17 protein-coding genes and 1 pseudogene are annotated in these 20,269 nt (G+C 50.3%); 17 read left to right on the top strand and 1 reads right to left on the bottom strand.

The features are described from left to right. The first annotated feature begins 125 nt into the window (after positions 1-125). From BN1247_RS12075 to BN1247_RS17230, 14 genes are all read left to right on the top strand, one after another. Complete coding sequence (locus BN1247_RS12075; protein ID WP_054950616.1) at positions 126-1,028, top strand: glutamate biosynthesis transcriptional regulator GltC; 903 nt, start codon at positions 126-128, stop codon at positions 1,026-1,028. 221 nt (positions 1,029-1,249) lie between these two features. Continuing rightward, positions 1,250-3,055 (top strand): oligoendopeptidase F, encoded by a 1,806-nt coding sequence (gene pepF / locus BN1247_RS12070; protein WP_231633274.1) that lies wholly within the window; start codon positions 1,250-1,252, stop codon positions 3,053-3,055. 242 nt (positions 3,056-3,297) lie between these two features. Continuing rightward, positions 3,298-4,707, top strand: coding sequence for an O-antigen ligase family protein (locus BN1247_RS12065; protein ID WP_054950614.1), 1,410 nt, complete (start codon positions 3,298-3,300; stop codon positions 4,705-4,707). 18 nt (positions 4,708-4,725) lie between these two features. Next, positions 4,726-6,381, top strand: a complete 1,656-nt coding sequence (locus BN1247_RS12060; RefSeq protein WP_054950613.1) for a right-handed parallel beta-helix repeat-containing protein — start codon at positions 4,726-4,728, stop codon at positions 6,379-6,381. Continuing rightward, on the top strand, positions 6,359-6,796 hold the full coding sequence (locus BN1247_RS12055) for an LbetaH domain-containing protein (protein WP_147675245.1): 438 nt from the start codon (positions 6,359-6,361) through the stop codon (positions 6,794-6,796). Before BN1247_RS12060 ends, BN1247_RS12055 begins: the two co-directional genes overlap by 23 nt. Before the next feature lie 180 nt (positions 6,797-6,976). Continuing rightward, positions 6,977-7,648, top strand: coding sequence for a YveK family protein (locus BN1247_RS12050; RefSeq protein WP_054950611.1), 672 nt, complete (start codon positions 6,977-6,979; stop codon positions 7,646-7,648). A gap of 36 nt (positions 7,649-7,684) precedes the next feature. Next, complete coding sequence (locus tag BN1247_RS12045; RefSeq protein ID WP_054950610.1) at positions 7,685-8,803, top strand: glycosyltransferase family 4 protein; 1,119 nt, start codon at positions 7,685-7,687, stop codon at positions 8,801-8,803. 70 nt (positions 8,804-8,873) lie between these two features. Beyond that, a complete protein-coding gene (locus BN1247_RS12040) occupies positions 8,874-9,851 on the top strand; it encodes an NAD(P)H-dependent flavin oxidoreductase (RefSeq protein ID WP_054950609.1) in 978 nt (325 codons plus the stop codon). Between the two features lie 49 nt (positions 9,852-9,900). Then, the gene (locus tag BN1247_RS12035) at positions 9,901-10,806 is read left to right on the top strand and encodes a LysM peptidoglycan-binding domain-containing protein (RefSeq protein ID WP_082415925.1); all 906 of its coding nucleotides are present in this window, start codon (positions 9,901-9,903) and stop codon (positions 10,804-10,806) included. A 277-nt stretch (positions 10,807-11,083) separates the two neighbouring features. Continuing rightward, positions 11,084-11,971 carry a DNA-3-methyladenine glycosylase family protein gene (locus BN1247_RS12030; RefSeq protein WP_054950607.1) on the top strand — a complete coding sequence of 296 codons (888 nt, stop codon included), beginning with the start codon at positions 11,084-11,086 and terminating at the stop codon, positions 11,969-11,971. Positions 11,972-12,009: 38 nt separating this feature from the next. After that, on the top strand, positions 12,010-12,552 hold the full coding sequence (locus BN1247_RS12025; protein ID WP_054950606.1) for a cysteine hydrolase family protein: 543 nt from the start codon (positions 12,010-12,012) through the stop codon (positions 12,550-12,552). Positions 12,553-12,777: 225 nt separating this feature from the next. Beyond that, positions 12,778-13,881 (top strand): tRNA 2-thiouridine(34) synthase MnmA, encoded by a 1,104-nt coding sequence (gene mnmA, locus BN1247_RS12020; protein WP_054950605.1) that lies wholly within the window; start codon positions 12,778-12,780, stop codon positions 13,879-13,881. 635 nt (positions 13,882-14,516) lie between these two features. Next, positions 14,517-16,100 carry an ABC-F family ATP-binding cassette domain-containing protein gene (locus tag BN1247_RS12015; RefSeq protein ID WP_054950604.1) on the top strand — a complete coding sequence of 528 codons (1,584 nt, stop codon included), beginning with the start codon at positions 14,517-14,519 and terminating at the stop codon, positions 16,098-16,100. 276 nt (positions 16,101-16,376) lie between these two features. Beyond that, positions 16,377-16,544: an SPW repeat protein gene (locus BN1247_RS17230; RefSeq protein WP_074011149.1), complete on the top strand. Its 168-nt coding sequence runs from the start codon at positions 16,377-16,379 to the stop codon at positions 16,542-16,544. Between the two features lie 325 nt (positions 16,545-16,869). Here the strand turns inward: BN1247_RS17230 and BN1247_RS12010 are convergent, their stop codons facing one another. Next, complete coding sequence (locus BN1247_RS12010) at positions 16,870-18,054, bottom strand: NAD(P)/FAD-dependent oxidoreductase (RefSeq protein WP_054950603.1); 1,185 nt, start codon at positions 18,052-18,054, stop codon at positions 16,870-16,872. 276 nt (positions 18,055-18,330) lie between these two features. Here BN1247_RS12010 and BN1247_RS12005 point away from each other — a divergent pair, with 276 nt between their 5' ends. The 3 genes and pseudogenes from BN1247_RS12005 to BN1247_RS11995 all read left to right on the top strand — a co-directional run bounded on the left by BN1247_RS12005 (position 18,331) and on the right by BN1247_RS11995 (position 20,204). Continuing rightward, complete coding sequence (locus tag BN1247_RS12005) at positions 18,331-18,606, top strand: (2Fe-2S)-binding protein (protein WP_054950602.1); 276 nt, start codon at positions 18,331-18,333, stop codon at positions 18,604-18,606. Next, positions 18,596-18,904: pseudogene (locus BN1247_RS12000) on the top strand ((2Fe-2S)-binding protein); the annotation flags it as partial. The gene BN1247_RS12005 and the pseudogene BN1247_RS12000, both read left to right, overlap by 11 nt. Positions 18,905-18,995: 91 nt before the next feature. After that, positions 18,996-20,204 carry an NAD(P)/FAD-dependent oxidoreductase gene (locus BN1247_RS11995; RefSeq protein ID WP_054950601.1) on the top strand — a complete coding sequence of 403 codons (1,209 nt, stop codon included), beginning with the start codon at positions 18,996-18,998 and terminating at the stop codon, positions 20,202-20,204. The last annotated feature ends 65 nt before the right edge of the window (positions 20,205-20,269 follow it).

Raw genomic sequence — 20,269 nt, 5'->3', positions numbered from 1 at the left:
GAGAGTTCGTTAGGGCGTTTTGAAAACGCTATATTTCCATTCTACATGACAACGCTTTTTTCATCAAATATAATAAGTAGATGATATCAATCGTCTTTTGAGATGAGTTGAGGGAGACGTGAGAAATGGAACTGAGGCAGCTTCAGTATTTTCTGGAAGTCGCCAAGCGGCAACATTTTACGCAAACGGCAAAAGAGCTGTTCGTTGCACAGTCAGCGTTAAGTCGGCAAATTGCCCAGTTAGAAAAAGAACTCGGCGCCGCGCTGTTCGAGCGGGATGGGCGCAACGTCCGTTTAACCCGCGTCGGCAAACTGTTTCTGAAGCGCGTAGAAAATGTGTTCGCCGAGTTAGAGCACGGCAAACGCGACATTCGCGCCTACCTCGATCCGGAATTGGGTGAAGTGCGCGTCGGTTTCCCCCACAGTTTGGCAATTCGCCTTATCCCGAAGCTCATCGCCAAGTTCCGCCGTACGCACCCGCGAACGCGCTTTGAACTGCGCCAAGGGCCGGCGGTGGATATGATCGAATGTGTCGAGCGCGGCGACCTCGATCTCGCACTCGTTTCGCCGACGCCGCAAAGCGTGCCTTCGCTCCTTACCCGCAAGCTGTTTACGGAAGAGCTACTAGCGATCGTTCCAGCCGAACACCGCCTAGCCAAAAAAAAGTCGATTCACTTACGCGAGCTTGCCGATGAGACGTTTATTATGTTCCAGTCAGGGTACACGTTGCGCGCCATTACGTGGGAGGCGTGCCGCAAAGCGGGGTTTACCCCGAAAATAGCGTTTCAAGGTGAAGAGACAGATTCGATTCGCGGCTTAGTGGCTGCGGGACTCGGGGTCAGTTTGTTACCGGAAATTGCCCTTATCGACAGTGGACCTTCTTTGCAGCCCGTGCCCGTACGCGTCTTCGAACCGAAAATTACGCGCGAGTTTTGCATCATTTCGTTGCGACAGCGCGAGTTGCCGCCCGCGGCAAAACTGTTCCAAGACTTTCTCCTCAAAAATTTTAAGGAAATTGATAAAGATTGACACTATGTGTTCGTTTAGTAAGGAGTTTGTTTCAGGAGTTTGTTTCGGGAAATACCACATAATTCTCCCCTAATTCCATTCCCCCCTTTATCCCCTCCTCATCCTCCCACCCCTCTCAGTGGAGTAGACTGGCAAACGCTCGCCTACTTTGTTGAACGCGGGCAACAGTGGTAAAATAAATAGGTCTACATATGTTAACCATCTCAAGGAGTGAACTCATCGTGGGAAATGGAAAACAGGTGCTGCTCGAACGCAGCGAAGTGCCTGAAAAATATCAGTGGAAACTGGACCATCTGTATGTTTCTGAGGTGGACTGGCAACGCGATTTTGCCGAGGTAAAAGAGCAGTTGTCCGACATCGCCGCACTAAAGGGAAAACTCGGTGGGAGTGCGGAGTCGCTAGTTAAGGCGCTACAGCTGCACGACGACATCGAACAGAAGGCGATTTTACTTTACGCTTACGCCAAATTGCGCTTTGACGAAAACACGGCCAATGCACAATCGCAAGCACTGCAAAGCAAAGTCAAAAGCTTGCTGATTGACGTACAAGAAAGCATGTCCTTCATCATACCGGAACTGTTGACAATTCCGGAGGAAACAATCGAGCAATTCCTCGCCGAAAACGAAAGCTTAGGCGTGTACCGCCACCATTTGCAAGACATTTTGCGGCAAAAAGCGCACGTCCTTTCGCTGGAAGAAGAACAGTTGCTCGCACGTGTCGGCGAGTTGGCGCAGGCGCCGTCGGCGATTTTCAGCATGATTAACGACGCCGACATCCAATTCCCGACGGTCAAAGACGAGGACGGTAGCGAGGTGCAATTGACGAAGGGGCTGTACCGACAGTTGATCGAAAGCCCGGACCGTACCGTCCGCAAGAACGCCTTCGAAGCGATGCACCGCACGTACAAAAAGCAAGAAAACACGCTCGCGGCGACGCTCTCAGCGAGCATTAAGAAGGATGTTTTTTACGCGCGCACGCGCAAATACGAGTCGGCGCGCCAAGCGGCGCTCGACGAAGACAACATTCCGCTCAGCGTGTACGACAACTTGCTAAAGTCGGCGCACGACCATACGCACCTGCTGCACCGTTACGTCGCCTTGCGCAAAAAATTACTCGGCCTAGACGACATTTGCATGTACGATTTGTACACGCCGATGGTGAAAGACGTCGCGAAGACGATTACGTTTGAAGAAGCGAAAGAAACGATCTTAAAGGCGTTAAAACCGCTCGGGGACACGTATTTGGCTGACTTAGACGCTGGGCTTAACGGCGGCTGGATCGACGTGCTCGAAAACAAAGGGAAGCGGAGCGGCGCCTATTGCTTTGGACCGTATGGCACGCACCCGTACGTGCTCTTGAACCACCACGACACGTTGGATCACATGTTCACGCTGGCGCACGAGATGGGACATGCGATGCACAGCTTTTACTCGAACAGCAACCAGCCGTACGTGTACTCCCAGTATACGATCTTCTTGGCAGAAGTGGCGTCGACGTTGAACGAAGCACTGTTAATGCGCTATTTGCTCGACCGTACTGAGTCGCAGGAAGAAAAAATGTTCTTGCTTAACCATTACATGGAACAGTTCCGCACGACGTTTTTCCGGCAGACGATGTTTGCCGAGTTCGAAAAGTTGACTCACGAAACGGTCGAAGCGGGCGAAGCGTTGACACCGGCATTTTTGAACGACACGTATCGTAAGTTGAACGTGAAATATTACGGTACAGATATCGTCATCGACGACGATACAGCGATCGAGTGGGCGCGCATCCCGCATTTTTACTACAATTTTTACGTGTACAAGTACGCGACAGGGTTTTCAGCCGCGACCGCGTTATCGCAACAAATTTTAACCGAAGGCGCGCCGGCTGTCGAACGGTACTTGCAATTCTTGAAAGGCGGATGCTCCGACTACTCGATCGACCTTTTGAAACAGGCTGGTGTCGATATGACTTCGCCACAACCGGTCAACGCGGCACTCGGCGTATTTGCGCACCTGCTCGATGAGATGGAGAAGTTAGCTTAACGCGTGCGTTATGCGACGTACATGCCCATGACAGTGTGTCCCTAAACATGACAGAAACAGCATGTATTGTGTGATCTCAAGCTGCGAAGCACCTTTTTTGGTGAGGGATGAACCTTATTCAAAAAAAGGTGCTTCCTTTTCAGCGTATCGACAGAAGGGATCGATTCAATGTATAATCGTCCTATGCCGTTCTTTAACGCGAACGACCCGGTTGATATTGTAACGTGTGGGTAGGTGACGGGATGGAAACTTACATCAGGAAAAAAAAGATCAATCTACCGCTGTTGTGTGCCATTTTGATGTCACTCGCCATCGGTTTTGTTTCGGTGTTGCCGCTTAATGTAATGGCTATTTTTATCGGCCTGATGTTTTTACCGTTTTTGTTAGCCGTTCCTTTAGAAAAGTACATACTGTTAATTGCCTTATTCATTTTTTTTGATAAATCGTTCATCACCTTTCAAGGTTCGTACATTAGGATTTATCAATTGCTGTTTTTGCTTACGACGATCAAATTTGTTATCGAATGCAGTTTCCATAACGTGAAGTTGCGGCGTATGCCATTAATTGTGCTGTTGAACGTGTGGGTGTTAAGTTTTTTTCTCGCTTACCCCCATTTACTGAGTCCGAAAGACTTTTGGGTGCTCGTGATTGGACAGGTATTTCTCAACTTCTTTTATTACGTCATTGTACAAACGTTAGCGACAAAGGGTGCTTCCTTTTACGATAAAGTACTAAGGTTTACCGTGCTCTCTAGTTTGATCGTCGCCGCATACGGTATTCTCGAGTGGATTAGCTTTTTTATTTTTGGCGTAGACATCGGCATCGGTCATTATGAATCGATCGGTATTCCGCGCCCGTCGTCCTTCGCCCACGAACCGGACTGGTACGGCTTGTTTTGTGCCTACGGCGGCATATGGTTTTTCGTGTGGTACTTGCGGAAAGACAATCGCTTCTTTTCGCAGAGGTTCGTGCTGTTCGGATTGGCGGCTTGTTTTTTAGGTGTTTTTATTAGTATGGCTAGGGCGAGCATGGTATCGCTCGCTGTCGCGATTTTGTTTTTGTACATCGTGACGAGGGATAAAAAAATTATCAAGCTAATAGCAATAACGATACTCGCTTTCGTCCTTTTAGTGGCGTCTTTGTTTGTCGTCAATCCGTCGATCGCGGAAAACATATTGGAACGCCTCAATCCGAGTACGTCGACGTCGACCGATTCTGGGGCGACGGACAGTCGCATGGCGTCGATTCAATTAATGCTCGACTACATCCCACTTCATCCCTACGTCGGCAACGGGAGTGGCGGCATGGCGATGCTGACGCAGTCCGAGGAGCTGCGGGCGAAGTACATATACGGTGGGGAAATGAACGAAGGTAAAGGGAATGCCAACATTTTTCTCACCTTTATGTTCGATACGGGCATGATCGGCACGTTCATTTTTATTCTAATTTTGATGAGAATTGTACATTTACATAAAGCCGTCTTTTCTAGGCGCGACGATGTCGCGTTAGGTTTAGCGTGTGCGAGTATATTACTGCTCGTCGATTTCAATTTTAACAACGGCTTTCGTATGGGCTTTGTGTGGTTCCACTTAGCTCTAGTCGCTGCTTACTACTTGCTTATGAAACGATCGGAGCGACAAGTGTCACAGTAATACGTAAGGAGTCGAAGGATGAGAAAGAAAATAGTTTTTCCGCTTTTTTTTGTATTAATCGCCTTGGCGGTTGTTATCGTTTTTGTTGTACGAGACGGGGCCTTCCAAAGTAGCCCGCAGCCTAAGCAGCAGCAAAGCGTAACGAAAAAGGGAGCGCAGCCAGGTGAACGGGTGTGTGGCGCTAAAGAAATAAAAGAGATTCAGCGGCAGATTGACGAAGCAAGTGCGCAAGGTGGGGGAGAAGTACAGCTGAAGGGTTGCGTGTTAACGCTTGAGCAGCCACTCGTCTTAAAATCGGGAGTTCATTTAAAAGGAGCGGGCACGGACAAGACCGTTCTCCGGATTAAGGCGAAAGACGATGCAGGAAAATCAATGAAACATAACGCCTTAAAAACAGAGCAAGGTGCCAAAAACGTAAAAATAAGCGATATGACCTTTGACGGGGATAAACAGCGGCGACGCGATAAAATTGACGATCCTCATGCCCACACTGTCGTCCTCGACCACGTCGACGGTTTTGCAATCACTAACGTTCACGTCGTCAATTCGGCGTCGGGATCCCTCGTCCTTTTTAATAGCAAAAACGGGGTCATCAAGAAATCGCATATAAAAAATAGCGGTTCTAACGGCATACTCGGCTTGCAGCGCACGAGGGATGTCAAAGTGGTCGACAACGTCATTGAGGGAACGGATGAGCAAAACGGAATCTTCTTTTCCTATCAAGAAGGCAAGTCGACGTCCAACATAACGATTGAAAGAAATAAAGTCGTCGATGCGGCTGACTTTGGCATCGAAGTCGGGCACATTGTCGCCCCGGGGGACGAGCCGCACAAGAACATCGTCGTTCGCAATAACGAGGTTATCAATTCCCGTAACGCCGGGATTGCCTTTCGTACGGTTAGTGACGGTGTCATCGAGAACAACACGGTAGTCGGTTACGGGCAAACAGGCGGGTACGGCGGTGACGGTATATTCGTCGAAGGTGGTTACAACGTAGCGACTAATGTACAAGTAGTGAAAAACGAAGTAAAACAAAATGAGCTGGCTGGCGGCGGCAACGCGATTTACGTCACGGGAATCGATGGGGCTCTAGTCGAGGGAAATACAGTAGAAGGCAGCGGGGGCAAAGGGTTGTTTGTCGAAGCGTCGTACTTAGGTGAAAAGACCCGCGACTTCCCCGACGGGCGGCGAATGTTCAACAACATTCGCATTATTGACAACACCTTTAACGACAACGCCGTGCAAGGCATTCACGTCCAAGGGTGTCATGCAAAACAGATCGCCATCGAAGGGAACGTCGTGAAAGGAAATGACGCTCACGGCATTCAGGTAGCTAACATTGAACAGAGTGACGGATTGTCCGTCGCCAATAACGAAGTTAGTGGCAACGGTGAGAGTGGCATCGAAATATACAACCAAAAAGATTTTTATGTCCGCGGGAATACGATCGCCAACAACAACCAATCCGTAGCGACGAAGCGGGGCAAGGCAGCAGTAACTATTTTCCACGCTGGCGAGGGGGAGGTTGTGGAAAATATGTTTGTCGACGATCAAGAACGCGTCACGCAAGCCTTCGCTGTGCGTGTGGAAAATGAAATGGGCAAAATTAAAGTTGACCGTAACGAGTTAAAGGGAGGAACGAAAGAGTATGATGGCAAGGGCCGTAAATCATAATAAACACCTTTCGCTGAAGGAGCGGATTTGGCAAACTTACCGTGAGAACAAGCCATCGGGTATTGTGACGATGTGGATTTATCGCTACGGTCACTTCGTGTATTACAAGTTTAAAGTACCGCTCCTCCGTCAACTACTCCTCGTCTTATATGTCATCCTCGACAACTTGTGGGTGAAACTCGTTTGCTCATCAGAGTTCCCGGCGCGGTGCAAAATCGGTAGACGTCTAAAATTGCCGCACGGTGCTAACGGTATTATTATTCACGGCGAAGCAGTCATCGGGGACGATGTCGTACTCTTTCACCAAGTGACGATCGGCGAAGCGAAGACGTCAGGAGAGGTGCCGACGATCGGAAGCTCCGTGACGATCGGGACGGGAGCAAAAGTGCTCGGTAACGTGTCAGTGTGTCAGTAGGTGCAGGAAGCAAGATTGGCGCTAATGCCGTCGTATTAACCGACGTACCGCCTAATCGCACGGCGGTCGGCGTGCCAGCCGTAATAAAGCGGTCAAAAAACGAGGTTTAATTTTCTAATAGGAATTGATATAATTAATTTGCCCGGTTCTTAATTAGGAACAAGGAGTTTGGAGGGTGCTATGGGGGAGAACATTCATTTGAAACATGTGTGGCAAGTGATAAAAAGGCGTCTCTGGATCGTTGTGCTCATTCCGCTTCTTGCTATGGCGACGAGTGCGGCTCTATCTTACAGTTTAGTACCACCAATATACGAAGCGAAGGCGCAACTGCTCGTCAATCAACCGAGCGAAAAAAAGACGGGAGCCACTTTTGATCACGTGCAGACGAACGTCAAACTCGTCAGTTCATATCACACGTTACTACAGAGTCCGCGTATTTTGAACACGGTCATCGGAGAATTAAAGCTGGAGCGGACAGCAGCTGACTTGCAAAAACAACTATCGGTCACGAGTGAACACGAGTCGCAAGTGATCGATATTACGGTGAAAGACGGCGACGAAAAAACGGCGGAAGCGATTGCGAATACGATCGCCGAGGTTTTTTCCAAAGAAGTTGTGAAAATTATGAAGCTGGATAACGTCGATGTCCTGACGGAAGCAAGCGTGAGTAAGTCGTCTAAATTCGTGTTTCACGTCGCAATTGCCTTTGTCGTCGGTTTAATAGCCGCGATCGGGTTTGTCTTTTTCCAACAGTATTGGCACGGTACGATTACTAGTGAACAAGATGTCGAGAGGGTTTTGCAAGTACCTGTACTCGGTTCGGTCGATGTCATCGATGCCCGGGAGAAGTAGCAGAGTTAAAATTTTGATAGAGAGAGGACAGTCTTCATGAAAGTTTTACAGATTGTCAGGCAGTATCGTCCGTGTATCGGCGGATTAGAAAACTTCGTTTATGAGTTGGCGACGCACTTAAAACAGAATGGTGTCACCTCCGACGTACTGACGATCGATGAAGACTTTGTGAGTGGGGAGAAGTTACCCGCCCATTCGGTCGAGGACGGCATCACAGTTACACGGATCCCGTATAAAGGGTCGAAGCGGTATCCGCTAGCGACTTCCGTCTTGCAGTATGTGCACGACTATGACTTGATCCACGTGCACGCTGTTGACTTTTTTATCGATTACTTGTCGCTTTTTAAATATCGTTATAAAAAACCGGTCGTCTTGTCTACTCATGGCGGCTTTTTTCATACGAAAAAGCAACAGACATTAAAAAAGATGTACTTTAACACGATTACGCGAGCGACGTTAAAAAATGTCGATGCGGTCGTCGCTTGCAGTGAGAACGATTACGAGACGTTTCGCGCGATTATGCCAGACCACTTACACCTAATCGAGAATGGCATTAACTTTTCCGAATTTAGCACGATCAGTGCAAAGCGGTGTCACAAGAACAACTTAATGTTTGTCGGGCGCTTTTCGCAAAACAAACGCGTCGACCGGTTGCTGTTGTTAATGAAGCGATTAAAGCCAGATTTTCCCGACCTCCGTTTAAAAATCGCGGGCCGTGATTTTGACAATTTACGGGGGACGTATGACCGATTGAGCCGTGAATACGGCATCGAGGATAACGTCACGATCCGCGAGTCGCTGTCCCAGGAAGCGCTGCTCACCGAGCTGGCCGATTCACAGTACTTTATTTCTGCTTCCGAATATGAAGGCTTCGGATTGTCGGCATTGGAAGCGATGGCTGCGGGTAGAATTCCGTTCCTCAGTAACATTCCGTCGTTCCAAAAAATGATTGACGATGGGCGGAACGGCTTTATATTGGATTTTGAGCAGATAGATGAGGTGCAGCGGACCGTTACTGACGTTTTGCGCATGCCGCACAAAGAGGGGCTAATCGGTAACGCCATCCGAACTGCGGAACGTTATTCGTGGTCATCTGTCGTCAAACAATTTATCGCGTTGTACGACGATGTGCTAAGAGGACGTGCAGTGCGTTGACAGGGTTGGATAAGCTTGCACTGTTTGTTAAGATGAACACGGTATGGCAGTTATAGGAGGAGATGGCACGATGCGTGACAATCGCGTATGTACCTTACTCGGCATCGAGTTTCCCATTATTCAAGGCGGGCTCGCTTATGTCGGTAACGGCGCACTGGCGGCGGCAGTGTCGAACGGCGGCGGCTTCGGCCAAGTCGGCTGCGGCGGACGTTCTCCGGAAGACGTTGCCCGCCAGATTGCTGTGGCAAGTGCACAGACAGACAAGCCGTTCGGCGTTAACTTTCCGATTAGTAGTCATAAAGATAACAAACCGTACGTCGACGTCATCTTACGACATAAGGAGCAGATCATGGCAGTCAGTGTCGCGGCGGGAAATCCTAAGCCGTACATTCCACTGTTTAAGGAGGCAGGGCTAACAGTAATGGCGGTCACGGCGTCCGTTAAACACGCGGTGAAGGCGCAAGAGCTCGGGGCAGACCTTATCGTGTGCGAAGGGATTGAAGCTGGCGGTCACGACAGTCCGCTCGACCTCGGTTTGTTCGCGCTCATCCCACAAGTCGTCCAAGCGGTCGATCTACCGGTCGTCGCCGCCGGTGGCATGGCCGACGGGCACGGTGTCGTCGCGGCGATGGCTTTAGGGGCGGATGGGGTGCAAATGGGGACCCGATTCGTGGCGACGCTAGAATGCGAAGCACACGACAATTACAAACAGTTGCTCGTAGAAGCGGGCGACGACGCCACGGTTGTGCTCGGCCGTAACCTAAACTTTCGTTTGCGCGTGCTCAATTCGCCGTATGCACAAAAAGTTCTCGAATTTGAAAAGACACATCCGACGTTGGAGCAATTTTTGCCGCTCGTGCGGGGAAAACAGAACCGTATCGCGGCGATTGAAGGGGACGTTGACGACGGTTGGATGAATTGTGGCCAATCTGTCGGACTGATCGATTCAATTGAAAGTGCCTCCGACGTCGTACGCCAAATTGCCCGCGATGCAGCCGCGATTACTGCGTCGTTGCATCGGGTGCAACACGTGTTCACTTCGGAATAATACAATGTGAATAATACAATGCAACGTATAAAATTGTAAATATTAGGCCATGTTGTTAGCAACCTATGAAAAAGGGGTGAACAATGTGGCCTATAAACGTTGGGTAATAGGCTTGCTGTGTGTCGCGTTATGTTTAGGTTTGTTCCATAACGCGTTCGCGCAGACGGAGGTACTCTATAAAAGTGTAAACAAAGAACTGGAAGAGTTTAAGCAGCTAGAAAAGACGTTCGTCTACAACGTAACTGTGCGGCACGGCGATACGTTGTACAATATCGCTCAAAAATACGGCACAGACGTGGATACGATTGCCTTGGCAAACGACATTAGCGACCCGAGTGTCATTCATGTCGGCTCAAAGTTGCGCATCCCGCAAGCGACAGGCTTTTTCTACATTGTGAAGAAAGGGGATACGCTAAAGTCAATCTCTGAGGCGTACGGCGTGCCGGTAGCGACGATTAAGGAGATGTCCCCGACTTTAGAAGAACGACCGCTAAAGGCGGGAAAACAACTTTTCCTGAAAGATCCGCAGCATTGGCCGCACAAGCAGCAGTCTTCGGTGCAGTTAGCTTCCCGCGACAGTGCGCGCGAGGCAAAGGCACCGCGCAAGCGAGCCGCGCAAGTGGCGGCGGGCGCACCTTCTGGCGGTGCCTACGTCGGTGTATTCACATTGACTGCTTATACGGCCGGTCCCGAATCGACGGGGAAAAGTCCGGGCGATCCAGATTACGGCATTACGGCAAGCGGGGCGAGAGTGCAGGAAGGGGTAACGATTGCCGCAGATCCGTCGGTGATCCCGATGGGAAGTGTCGTTTATATTGAGGGGATTGGTAGGCGCGTCGTGCAAGACGTCGGCGGGGCGATCAAAGGAAACCGGATCGACGTGTATATTCCCGACCTCGGTACGGCACAACAGTTCGGAGTAAAGTCGGGCGTTAAAGTTTATCTCCTCAAATAGTAAACCGATCTCCCAATTGGGCGTTGAACCGAAACTAGTCAAACCGAGGTACTGTGAGAATGAAAGTCGAGATACTAAGGAAGATACTGAGAAAGAGACCGAGAAAGATACCGGGAAAGAGACCTAGAAAGAGTAGGATGATAGTAACCCACCGCGTAAGGTTTTGCTACCTAGCGGTGGGTTTGTTTCGGATGTGTGCAATGATTTAATAGTTGGTATGCGTCTGCTTGTCATATCGCATATGAACGTGTGATACAATCGAGCATAGGTGATGGAGATGACAGCCTTTACAATACAGACGACCGCGCCGTACGATTTTCCGAAGATGGCCGCGCGGTTACTCGCGTTGGAAAAGTCGATGTATCGATCGGACGGAAAGTGTTTGCTGCGCACAGTGCGCCTCGCTGGTAAACCGCGTTTGTTAAAAATTCGTGTCGCTGACGCTAGTCGTGAGTGCCTGTCAGTCGAAATTTGTGGTGAAGTGACCGCGGCTGTGAAGGATGAAGGAGAACGACTCCTGCGGCACATGTTTTCTACCGACGTCGACTTGTCCGGTTTTTATCAACACGTTGCAGACGATGCGCACTTACAGCCGATCATCCATCGTTTAACCGGATTGCGCATGGTTCGGGAACCGGATCTGTTTGAAAGCTTTGCTAAGACGATTATTAGTCAACAGGTGAACATGGCTTTCGCCGGAACGTTGACGACTCGCCTCATTGAACGGGCGGGAGACCCTCTCGCCATTGACGGTGAACAGTGGCCGGTGTTTCCCACACCGGAACAAGTGGCGAACCTGACCTACGACGACTTGCGCGCGCTCCAATTTAGTCAGCGCAAGGCAGAATACGTCATCGATCTCGCCCGCCTCATCGTGAACGGAGAATTACAGTTGGAACGTTTGTGGCACTTGTCCGACGAAGAGGTGATGAGCGAGTTAACGCGGCTGCGCGGAGTCGGGCGGTGGACAGTGGAATGCTTGCTCCTGTTCGGTATGGGACGCCCTAATTTATTGCCGGCAGCCGATATTGGGTTGCGGAACGCGGTGCGTCGCGCTTACGGACTCGACCACCAGCCGACGGAAGCGGAAGTGCGGGAAATCGGTGCCCCATGGTCGCCGTGGTCAAGTTATGTTACATTTTACTTATGGGAGAGCCTTGAGTAACAGAAGCTTTAGTTTCTAATACGGAGGAGAGGCAACGAATGAGTAAAGCACTAATTGTCGTTGATATGATTCACGATTTTGTCGCCGATGACGGCACTTTGACCTGCGGACTACCGGGACAAAAGATTGTCGGCAATATTGTCCGGGAAATATACAGGGCAGTGGAGGAGGGAGGTCACGTGTTTTTGTTGGGCGATCACCATGAGCCAGACGATCCGGAATTTGCTATGTGGCCTAAACACGCCGTGAAAGGGACTCCCGGTGCCGCCTGGGTGGCGCCCATTGACGAGGCGTATCGCGAGCTTGTGGCAACTGGCCGCATCGAAAAAATAAACAAGACGAAGTACGATGCGTTTTTCCGGACGCCTCTCGCGGAAAAACTGGAAGCGGCGGGCACGGATCGCGTCGAAGTTGCTGGCGTCTGTACCTCGATTTGCGTGAATGCGACAGTACTGGCTGCTTCGTACCGCGGCTACCCCGTCACGGTGCGACGTTCCTGTGTGGCCGATTTCGATCAGCAAAAACACGACATGTTCCTCGAACATATGGCGGCAATTTGCAAGGCGGACATCGTCGATTGATCGCGGCGATTAACACTTGAACGACGATGAGATGTTTGTTAGCTTAACGGCGGCGAAGTTTGTCAACAGGGGCCAAATCCGGTAACATAACAGAAGACTGTCCAGCGCGGTATGCGTGACACGGTACGCGCAGAATGCCTTGGCAGAAGGGCCGTTTGTTCGCTGCGAGCCGATCTGTCATTCGTACCACCGCACCGGACATATGTCTTAAGGAGTAGATTAACGATGCAAAAAAAACCGGAAGATACGCGCGTCGTCGTTGGCATGTCCGGTGGCGTCGATTCATCTGTCGCAGCGCTACGCTTAAAGCAGCAGGGATACGACGTTATCGGCGTTTTTATGAAAAACTGGGACGACACGGATGAATTCGGCGTTTGTACCGCCGATGTCGATTTTGAAGATGTGCGCCGCGTATGCGACCAAATCGGCATTCCGTACTACACGGTCAACTTTGAACAAGAGTATCAAGACAAGGTGTTTAGTTATTTTCTTGACGAATACAAAAAAGGACGTACCCCTAACCCAGACGTCCTTTGTAATAAGGAAATAAAATTTAAAGCGTTTCTCGAACGCGCACTCGCACTTGGCGCTGACTATATGGCGACTGGACATTACGCCCGCATCCGGGAAAAGGATGGCGTGTTTGAACTGCTCAAGGGCGTCGACTCGAATAAAGATCAGTCGTATTTTCTTTGCCAACTCAACCAGTACCAATTGTCGCGCACGATGTTTCCACTCGGCGATTTAGAGAAGCGAGAGGTGCGCCAGCTCGCTCTAGACGCAGGGTTGTCCACGGCGAAGAAAAAGGACAGTACGGGCATTTGCTTTATCGGCGAGCGCAACATTAAAGATTTCCTAAGCGAATATTTGCCCGCCCAACCGGGAGAGATGCGAACATTATCCGGGGAATACAAAGGCGAGCACGACGGGTTAATGCACTACACGTTAGGACAGCGGCACGGGCTAGGGATCGGCGGTTCTGGCAGCGGCGAACCGTGGTTTGTCGTCGGTAAAAACCTCAAAGACAATACGTTGTACGTCGCCCAAGGCGGCGACCACCCGGCACTGTACTCGCACGGTCTATACGCGAGCGATGTACATTGGATCAGCGGCGAGGCACCGGGGACGACACTTCCGTGCACGGCGAAGTTTCGCTATCGGCAGCGGGATCAGAAGGTAACGGTGTACGTTACGGCAGAGGGCACGTGCCAAGTCGCCTTCGCGAAACCGCAAAGAGCAGTTACCCCGGGTCAGGCAGTCGTCTTTTACGATGGCGACATCTGCTTAGGCGGGGGAACGATCGATGCGACGTATAAAGTAGAAGAATAGTCGTTGTGCTAGGGGTAAGCTAGCCCTTTGCAACAGCGTATTGCTTTTTTATGGCTCTTCGTTTATAATAACAAGGAATTTATTCGGAGGAGTGAGAGGAACACATGTTTTTATCCGCTGTACTTGCAATCGTCTTGGCGTGACACAGGTGAAGTGTGCCCATTTTCATCTATTCAAGCCAATCGCAAGAAGCGGAGAGACACCTCTTACACCGTTAACAAATACACCCTTTCGTTAGATTGTTCGGCCACGTTTTGTGGTCACGCGCGACCTGTTACAGTCGATTACGACCGTTACTCGTCACCGTGAGAGTTAGTGGTGCGACTGCAGACGCTAGGCCGACGAACGACACCGGAAACGTCGTGTGACAGCTGACTGACGAACGAAAGTGACGTGTATGCATCCGAAACATCGGGTTCGCGTGGACGCGGCAAGCGTACGTGAACACGCGTGGATCATCGGGCAAGGAGATACGGGTAGGGCGACTTTGCGCTCTACCCTTTTTTACGTCCTCGCAGCTTCTTGTCGGTTGGCACACTTGAAGGAGCGTGTACAAATGGAGGCAACCGGTCTCTAAGGGATCATTCTATCCATTTTGTACGTGCGTTTCGTGCATTTTGAAGGAGGACTTAGCAATGAGCATTGTCAATGTAGAACAACTCACGCATACTTTTGGCGATAAAACAGTGCTGTCCAACGTTTCCTTTCGGCTGTTGCCGGGTGAACACGTCGGGTTGGTCGGGGCAAACGGTGCCGGAAAATCGACGCTACTTCGCATCTTAACCGGCGAGATCATTCCGGACAAAGGGAAAGTCGAATGGATGCCCAACGTCCGCAAAGGGTATTTAGAGCAACACGTCGCGTTGGACGATCAGCTGACAATTCGCGACTGCTTGCGGGAAGCGTTTGCCAGTCTTTACGCGCTAGAAACGGAAATGCTGCAACTGACGGAAAAGATGGCGTCCTGTAGTGAAAAAGAAATGGAACGTTTACTCAAGCGGTTCGGGACGCTACAAAACGAATTAGAGGAAAAAGACTTTTATGCCGTCGACGCGAAAGTGGAGACGATTTCGGGCGGATTAGGGCTCACTGCTCTCGGTTTGGACACACCGATCGGTGCGCTCAGCGGTGGACAACGCACGAAAGTGATGCTAGCCAAACTGTTGTTGCAAGAGCCGACTGTCCTATTGCTCGACGAGCCATCCAACTATTTGGACACGGCGCACATCGAGTGGCTGGCCGGTTATTTGAAAGATTACAGGCACGCCTTCATTTTAATTTCCCACGATACGGCGTTTATGAACGACATCGTCGGGGTCATTTACCATCTCGAGCACCAAACGTTGACGCGCTACGTCGGCAACTACACCCAGTTTTTGGCGGCATACGAGCTGCGCAAAGATCAAACGCTACTCGCCTACGAACGGCAACAGCAAGAAATTAACAAACTGGAGACGTTCGTGCAAAAAAACAAGGCGCGCGCATCGACTGCTAAGCGGGCGAAGAGCCGCGAGAAACAGTTGCAAAAGATCGAGCGCATCGAAAAGCCGAAAGCGCCGCCGAAAGCGTATTTTAAATTTAACGTGACGGTCGAACCGACGAGTGTCGTCATGGAAGCGGAACAGTTAGTCGTCGGCTACGACCGCGCCTTACTTCCACCGATGAACCTTAAGTTGAAGCGGGGGGCGAAAGTGGCGCTCATCGGTCATAACGGCATCGGAAAAACGACGTGTCTGCGGACGATTCTCGGCGAGCTTCCGACACTCGGCGGCTCCGTCCAATTCGGCGAGCGCGTGCGCCCGGCGTACTTTGCCCAGGAAGTGCAATCGACCGATGACCACACGGCGTTAGACGAAGTGTGGAACGCTTTTCCGAAGATGACGCAAAAAGAGGTGCGGCAAGCGTTGGCCCGTTCCGGACTGCGGAGCGAACACATTTTTCAACCGCTAAAAGCGTTGAGTGGCGGCGAACAGTCTAAAGTACGCCTCTGTAAATTAATGCTTAAAGGTGGCAACTGGCTCGTGCTCGACGAACCGACGAACCACCTCGATGTACGGGCGAAAGAGGCGCTCAAAGAAGCGCTCATCGCCTACACAGGTACGATTTTGCTCGTGTCGCACGAACGCGAATTTTATGCCGACTGGGTGACTGACGTGTGGGACGTCGAAGCGTGGCGCGTGAAAAAACAGCGCCAGGCAGCTAGGAACAGGAGAAGGTAAGGAAGCGGATCGGGCGACGACGATTCGCGGAATCCCGTTTTGTATCGTTTAGCAATAAATTTGCTTCGTTTGTCGAAAAAATCATTTTTGAACAAACCACGTTTCTTGGTTGAGCATGCGCACCGTGCTGCCACAAGGGGCGTGGTTTTTTTAAATAAATTCTCATAACGGACAGATCGAACTCATAATGATGAAAATATAATCCTTTCTTTTTCATATTGCGTCTAAAATTAAGGACGTGCCTGAAAAGCGTGTATCGGAAGGGGGTGAGTGGGCGTGTGGCAGTTGTGGCTAACCGGATTGATCGGCATTTGGTTGATGATTTCGCCGTGGATTTACGACTTTTCCAGTAAAACTGGGGGGATGTGGAACAACGTTATTTTTGGGGCGATTGTGTTAATATTAGCCATCTGGAGCGGGAGTTGTACGAAGGGAAAATCGTAGCGAAGATACCCGCAGACGGTGGCAAGTGCGTTTATTTCCATTGTTTTTTTATGCTATGATCGAGGTAGATGAAAAGGCCGCAGGTGTTGGCGCACCTGCGGTCGCGTGTCATTCCATAGACTTACCCTAACCTATCGTCATTTCCCTCGCCCCATTTCCTTCATCCCGTTTCCTTCGCCCCATTTCCCTCGTCTCATTTCCTTCATCCCGTTTCCTTCACCCCATTTCCTTCGTCCCATTTCCTTCGCCGAAAGTCGATGGCGAGTTTCACACGAGTTCGTGTGCTAGTACAAGTAGGAACACCGAATTAAGTAGGGATACCGAATTAAGAATGAGCTGGTTCCTCGACTTGTGCAAACCGTCCGTATCGTAACGGATCTGGTGGAATAATCGGCTCTTTTTCACAAATTAACGCCTCAATTAACTTTCCAGTGACGGTTGCCAAGCTAATGCCGTCACCTTCATGCCCCGCGGCAATGTAAAATCCGGGGACCTGTTCAACTGCAGAAACGATTGGCAGATGGTCTTTCGTCCAAGGTCTAAACCCGGTATACGTCCGAATAATATTGAAGTCGTCCATTTTTGGGAAGAAGCGTAAGGCTCTCTTTGCCATGGTTCTCACAACGTCAATATCGACACGGCGATCGTAGCCGACAAATTGGCGGCTGCTGCCGATCAAGAAATTTTGACTTTCCGTCGGTTCGAGGACTAAGGCGACACCGTGGGCTAACGTTTCGGGATCAGCGATCCGTTCACGTTGAAATTTATTCATTAAGTAACCGAATTCCATCACATTCCGCATCATGACCGGTTTCTGTCGCGATCCGACCATGATGTGTCCCTTCCTCGGAACGATCGGAATGTCGAGCCCGAGCATCTTACCGATATATGGTGCCCACACGCCGGATGCGTTAACGACTTTTTTAGCAGTGAAGGTGCCTTTCGTCGTTTCGATTGCGAAGTCGTCTTTTTTTGTTAGCGATGTCACCTCGGCGAAGGTGTGGAGTCTCAATCCGTATTGTTTTGCTTTATCGATCAGTGAATAACAAAATAAATACGGGTTAATGAGTGAGTCCGTTTCACACTCCAACCCACCTGGAATGTCGTCGGCAAAATATGGCGATTCCTGCCGAATATCTGACCGATCGAGTAACTTGAATGTCAATCCGGCGTTATTTTGTATGTTTACCCATTCTGCAGCCGCTTCCAATTCATCATCGTTGTCACAGACGAGGATACTGCCTAGGACACGATATTCGAACGGGATGTCTAATTCTTTCGCCAGTTCAACCGTTAATTGTTGGCTCACGAGGGACATCTTGCTATCATACCCCGGATCTTTGTCGACGATCGTTATGTTTCCATCGCAACGAGACGACGTACCGCTCGCGACGTCGTTTTTTTCGATTAACATGCAATCGACACCAGCTTTTGAAACGTAATAGGCGATCGCACAGCCGACGATCCCACCGCCAATCACAGCGACTTCCGCATGATTTCCGTTTGTCATACGCCATCTCTCCCATTGTAAAATCCGTGTGAAATTACTTATTTATAAAAAAATATATGGTTACAACATCCAAATTAATATGATTGAAATCCACCGTTTAATCCCATACACTTGTCATAGGTGTTCCCCTACATTGTGGGAAGCGCTTACTACGATCCTATCAAAAGTTGGGCTTCTTAGCACCTGTTTTTTCATATTTTTAGCGGCACCACATTTTTCATTCTATTATATGCCGTATTCATTCCTAAGGATAGTTACAAAGAGGAAGGTGAGCGTATGGATAAAGTAATCCTTTGTCGATGTGAAGAAGTCACATTACAGGACATTCAAGAAACGGCAAGTAACTATAAATGCTCCGCCCGCGAATTAAAGCTGCGTACACGCGCAGGAATGGGTTACTGTGGCGGACGCACGTGCAGGCCCGCCGTCGATGCGGTGTTGGAACAGGTGCTGGGAGGAAAGCCGGGGCATGAGATTCCGCTAAAAGTCCAACCGCCTGTGCGGCCAATTCCTTTATCTGCATTAGGGGGTCAAGCAGACGATGAATCGTAATCGAATTGTGGATCATCCCGTCCTGGGGGATTTAGAACAGAAAAAGGCCATCCCCTTTACGTTTGATGGAAAAAAATACACAGGATATGAAGGGGATACGATCGCGTCGGCACTGCTCGCGAGTGGCGTTCGCAAATTGCGCGTGCACGAGGAAAGCGGAACTCCCCGTGGCATTTATTGTAACATTGGCCATTGCTTCGAATGCCGTGTCACGGTCAATCAAAAACAAGGGGTTCGCGCGTGTTTGACGGAACTGAGAACGAATATGGTCATTGAAAGTGGAAAAGTACAGCCGTCCCCGTTAAAATCAACGGACAATGCAGAGAATCTGCCGCGCACTTATGCTGAATTCGCTAAAAAATACGAAGGCCGTAAGGGGGAAGGTTCTCATGTATGACGTTGTCATCATCGGTGCCGGTCCCGCTGGATTGTCGGCAGCAATTGCTTGTCGCGAATGGAACTTGAACGTGCTTGTCATCGACGAATTTCCGAAACCGGGCGGACGGTTGCTCGGTCAGCTTTACCAAGGACCTGACGGTGAATGGTGGAACGGCATCGAAGAAACGAAAGCGTTGTTAAATAAAGCGAACCAATTGGATACAACGATCCGCTGCGGAATCTCTGCCCACCATGTGAAAAAAACGGATGAAGGATTCGATATTCATACAAATGACGGAATTTTTCATGCCGAAAACTTGCTAATCGCAACCGGTGCTGCGGAATCTCCCGCTCCCATTCCGGGCTGGACACTTCCGGGTGTCATGTCCATTGGTGCGGCGCAAGTGATGACAAACGTACACCGCGTGCGTGTCGGGGAAAAAGGAATCGTCGTCGGTGCCAACGTCCTATCAGCGGCTATTGCACGTGAACTGCAACTGGCAGGCATCGAGCTGCACAGCATGGTGTTACCTGCGCGTAACTCGATTACCGACAAACACGGCCACCCGCGAAAAGTGATGGGAGAATTGGCGCGCATCGCCCACTTGGCTCCTTCGGCGTTGATCCGCTTTGGAAGCAAGTTCGCCAAAGCAGCCTGGGTGCAAAACTTGGCGGTAAACTTCTATCCAAAAGGCGGCGTAAAAATGTGGGGCATACCGGTCCATCTGCGTAAAGCAGCCATTGGAATAAACGGCAAAGACAAGGTGGAATCGGTGACAATATGTCACATCACCCCTAATGGCGAACGCGTTCCGGGGACAGAGGAAGTGGTCGACGTCGATTTTGTGTGTATCGCTGGCGGACTTTATCCGCTCGCCGAACTGGCAGCTGTCATCGGTTGCCCATTTAAATACGTCGAAGAGCTCGGCGGTCACGTCCCCGTTCATAACGAGCAAATGGAAACGCCGCTCGCAGGCTTGTACGTCGCCGGCAATATAACTGGCATCGAAAGTGCAAAAGTGGCACGGGCGCAAGGGACGGTAGCGGGACTTTCCATCGCTAACCGGAATGCGAACGGTGCGGGAGACATCGCGCCACAACTTGACGCCGCGAAGGCAGCCGTACAGACGATTCGCGATGAAGCCACGCTTCAATTCCACCCACGCATCAATGAAGGGCGTGCCAAAATGAAAGCGCTCTTCGCAAGTGCAAACAAGTAATCATATACATCCTAAACAGAAACGGGTAAGCCGATTGGTGCTTACCCGTTTTTTTCTTGACATCC

This window comes from Numidum massiliense, from assembly GCF_001375555.1.
Lineage (GTDB): Bacteria > Bacillota > Bacilli > Thermoactinomycetales > Novibacillaceae > Numidum > Numidum massiliense.
The sequence above is the reverse complement of the archived record's forward strand: the minus strand, read 5'-3'. Positions and strand labels throughout refer to the sequence as shown.

Excerpts from the sequence above, each read along its gene's own strand:
- BN1247_RS12030 (WP_054950607.1), top strand. The coding sequence starts at position 11,084 with ATGACAGCCTTTACAATACAGACGACCGCGCCGTACGATTTTCCGAAG.
- BN1247_RS12060 (WP_054950613.1), top strand. The coding sequence starts at position 4,726 with ATGAGAAAGAAAATAGTTTTTCCGCTTTTTTTTGTATTAATCGCCTTG.
- BN1247_RS11995 (WP_054950601.1), top strand. The coding sequence starts at position 18,996 with ATGTATGACGTTGTCATCATCGGTGCCGGTCCCGCTGGATTGTCGGCA.
- BN1247_RS12055 (WP_147675245.1), top strand. The coding sequence starts at position 6,359 with ATGGCAAGGGCCGTAAATCATAATAAACACCTTTCGCTGAAGGAGCGG.
- BN1247_RS12005 (WP_054950602.1), top strand. The coding sequence starts at position 18,331 with ATGGATAAAGTAATCCTTTGTCGATGTGAAGAAGTCACATTACAGGAC.
- BN1247_RS12040 (WP_054950609.1), top strand. The coding sequence starts at position 8,874 with ATGCGTGACAATCGCGTATGTACCTTACTCGGCATCGAGTTTCCCATT.
- BN1247_RS12010 (WP_054950603.1), bottom strand. The coding sequence starts at position 18,054 with ATGACAAACGGAAATCATGCGGAAGTCGCTGTGATTGGCGGTGGGATC.
- BN1247_RS12075 (WP_054950616.1), top strand. The coding sequence starts at position 126 with ATGGAACTGAGGCAGCTTCAGTATTTTCTGGAAGTCGCCAAGCGGCAA.
- BN1247_RS12065 (WP_054950614.1), top strand. The coding sequence starts at position 3,298 with ATGGAAACTTACATCAGGAAAAAAAAGATCAATCTACCGCTGTTGTGT.
- BN1247_RS12035 (WP_082415925.1), top strand. The coding sequence starts at position 9,901 with ATGTTGTTAGCAACCTATGAAAAAGGGGTGAACAATGTGGCCTATAAA.
- BN1247_RS12045 (WP_054950610.1), top strand. The coding sequence starts at position 7,685 with ATGAAAGTTTTACAGATTGTCAGGCAGTATCGTCCGTGTATCGGCGGA.
- mnmA (WP_054950605.1), top strand. The coding sequence starts at position 12,778 with ATGCAAAAAAAACCGGAAGATACGCGCGTCGTCGTTGGCATGTCCGGT.
- BN1247_RS12025 (WP_054950606.1), top strand. The coding sequence starts at position 12,010 with ATGAGTAAAGCACTAATTGTCGTTGATATGATTCACGATTTTGTCGCC.
- BN1247_RS12015 (WP_054950604.1), top strand. The coding sequence starts at position 14,517 with ATGAGCATTGTCAATGTAGAACAACTCACGCATACTTTTGGCGATAAA.
- BN1247_RS12050 (WP_054950611.1), top strand. The coding sequence starts at position 6,977 with ATGGGGGAGAACATTCATTTGAAACATGTGTGGCAAGTGATAAAAAGG.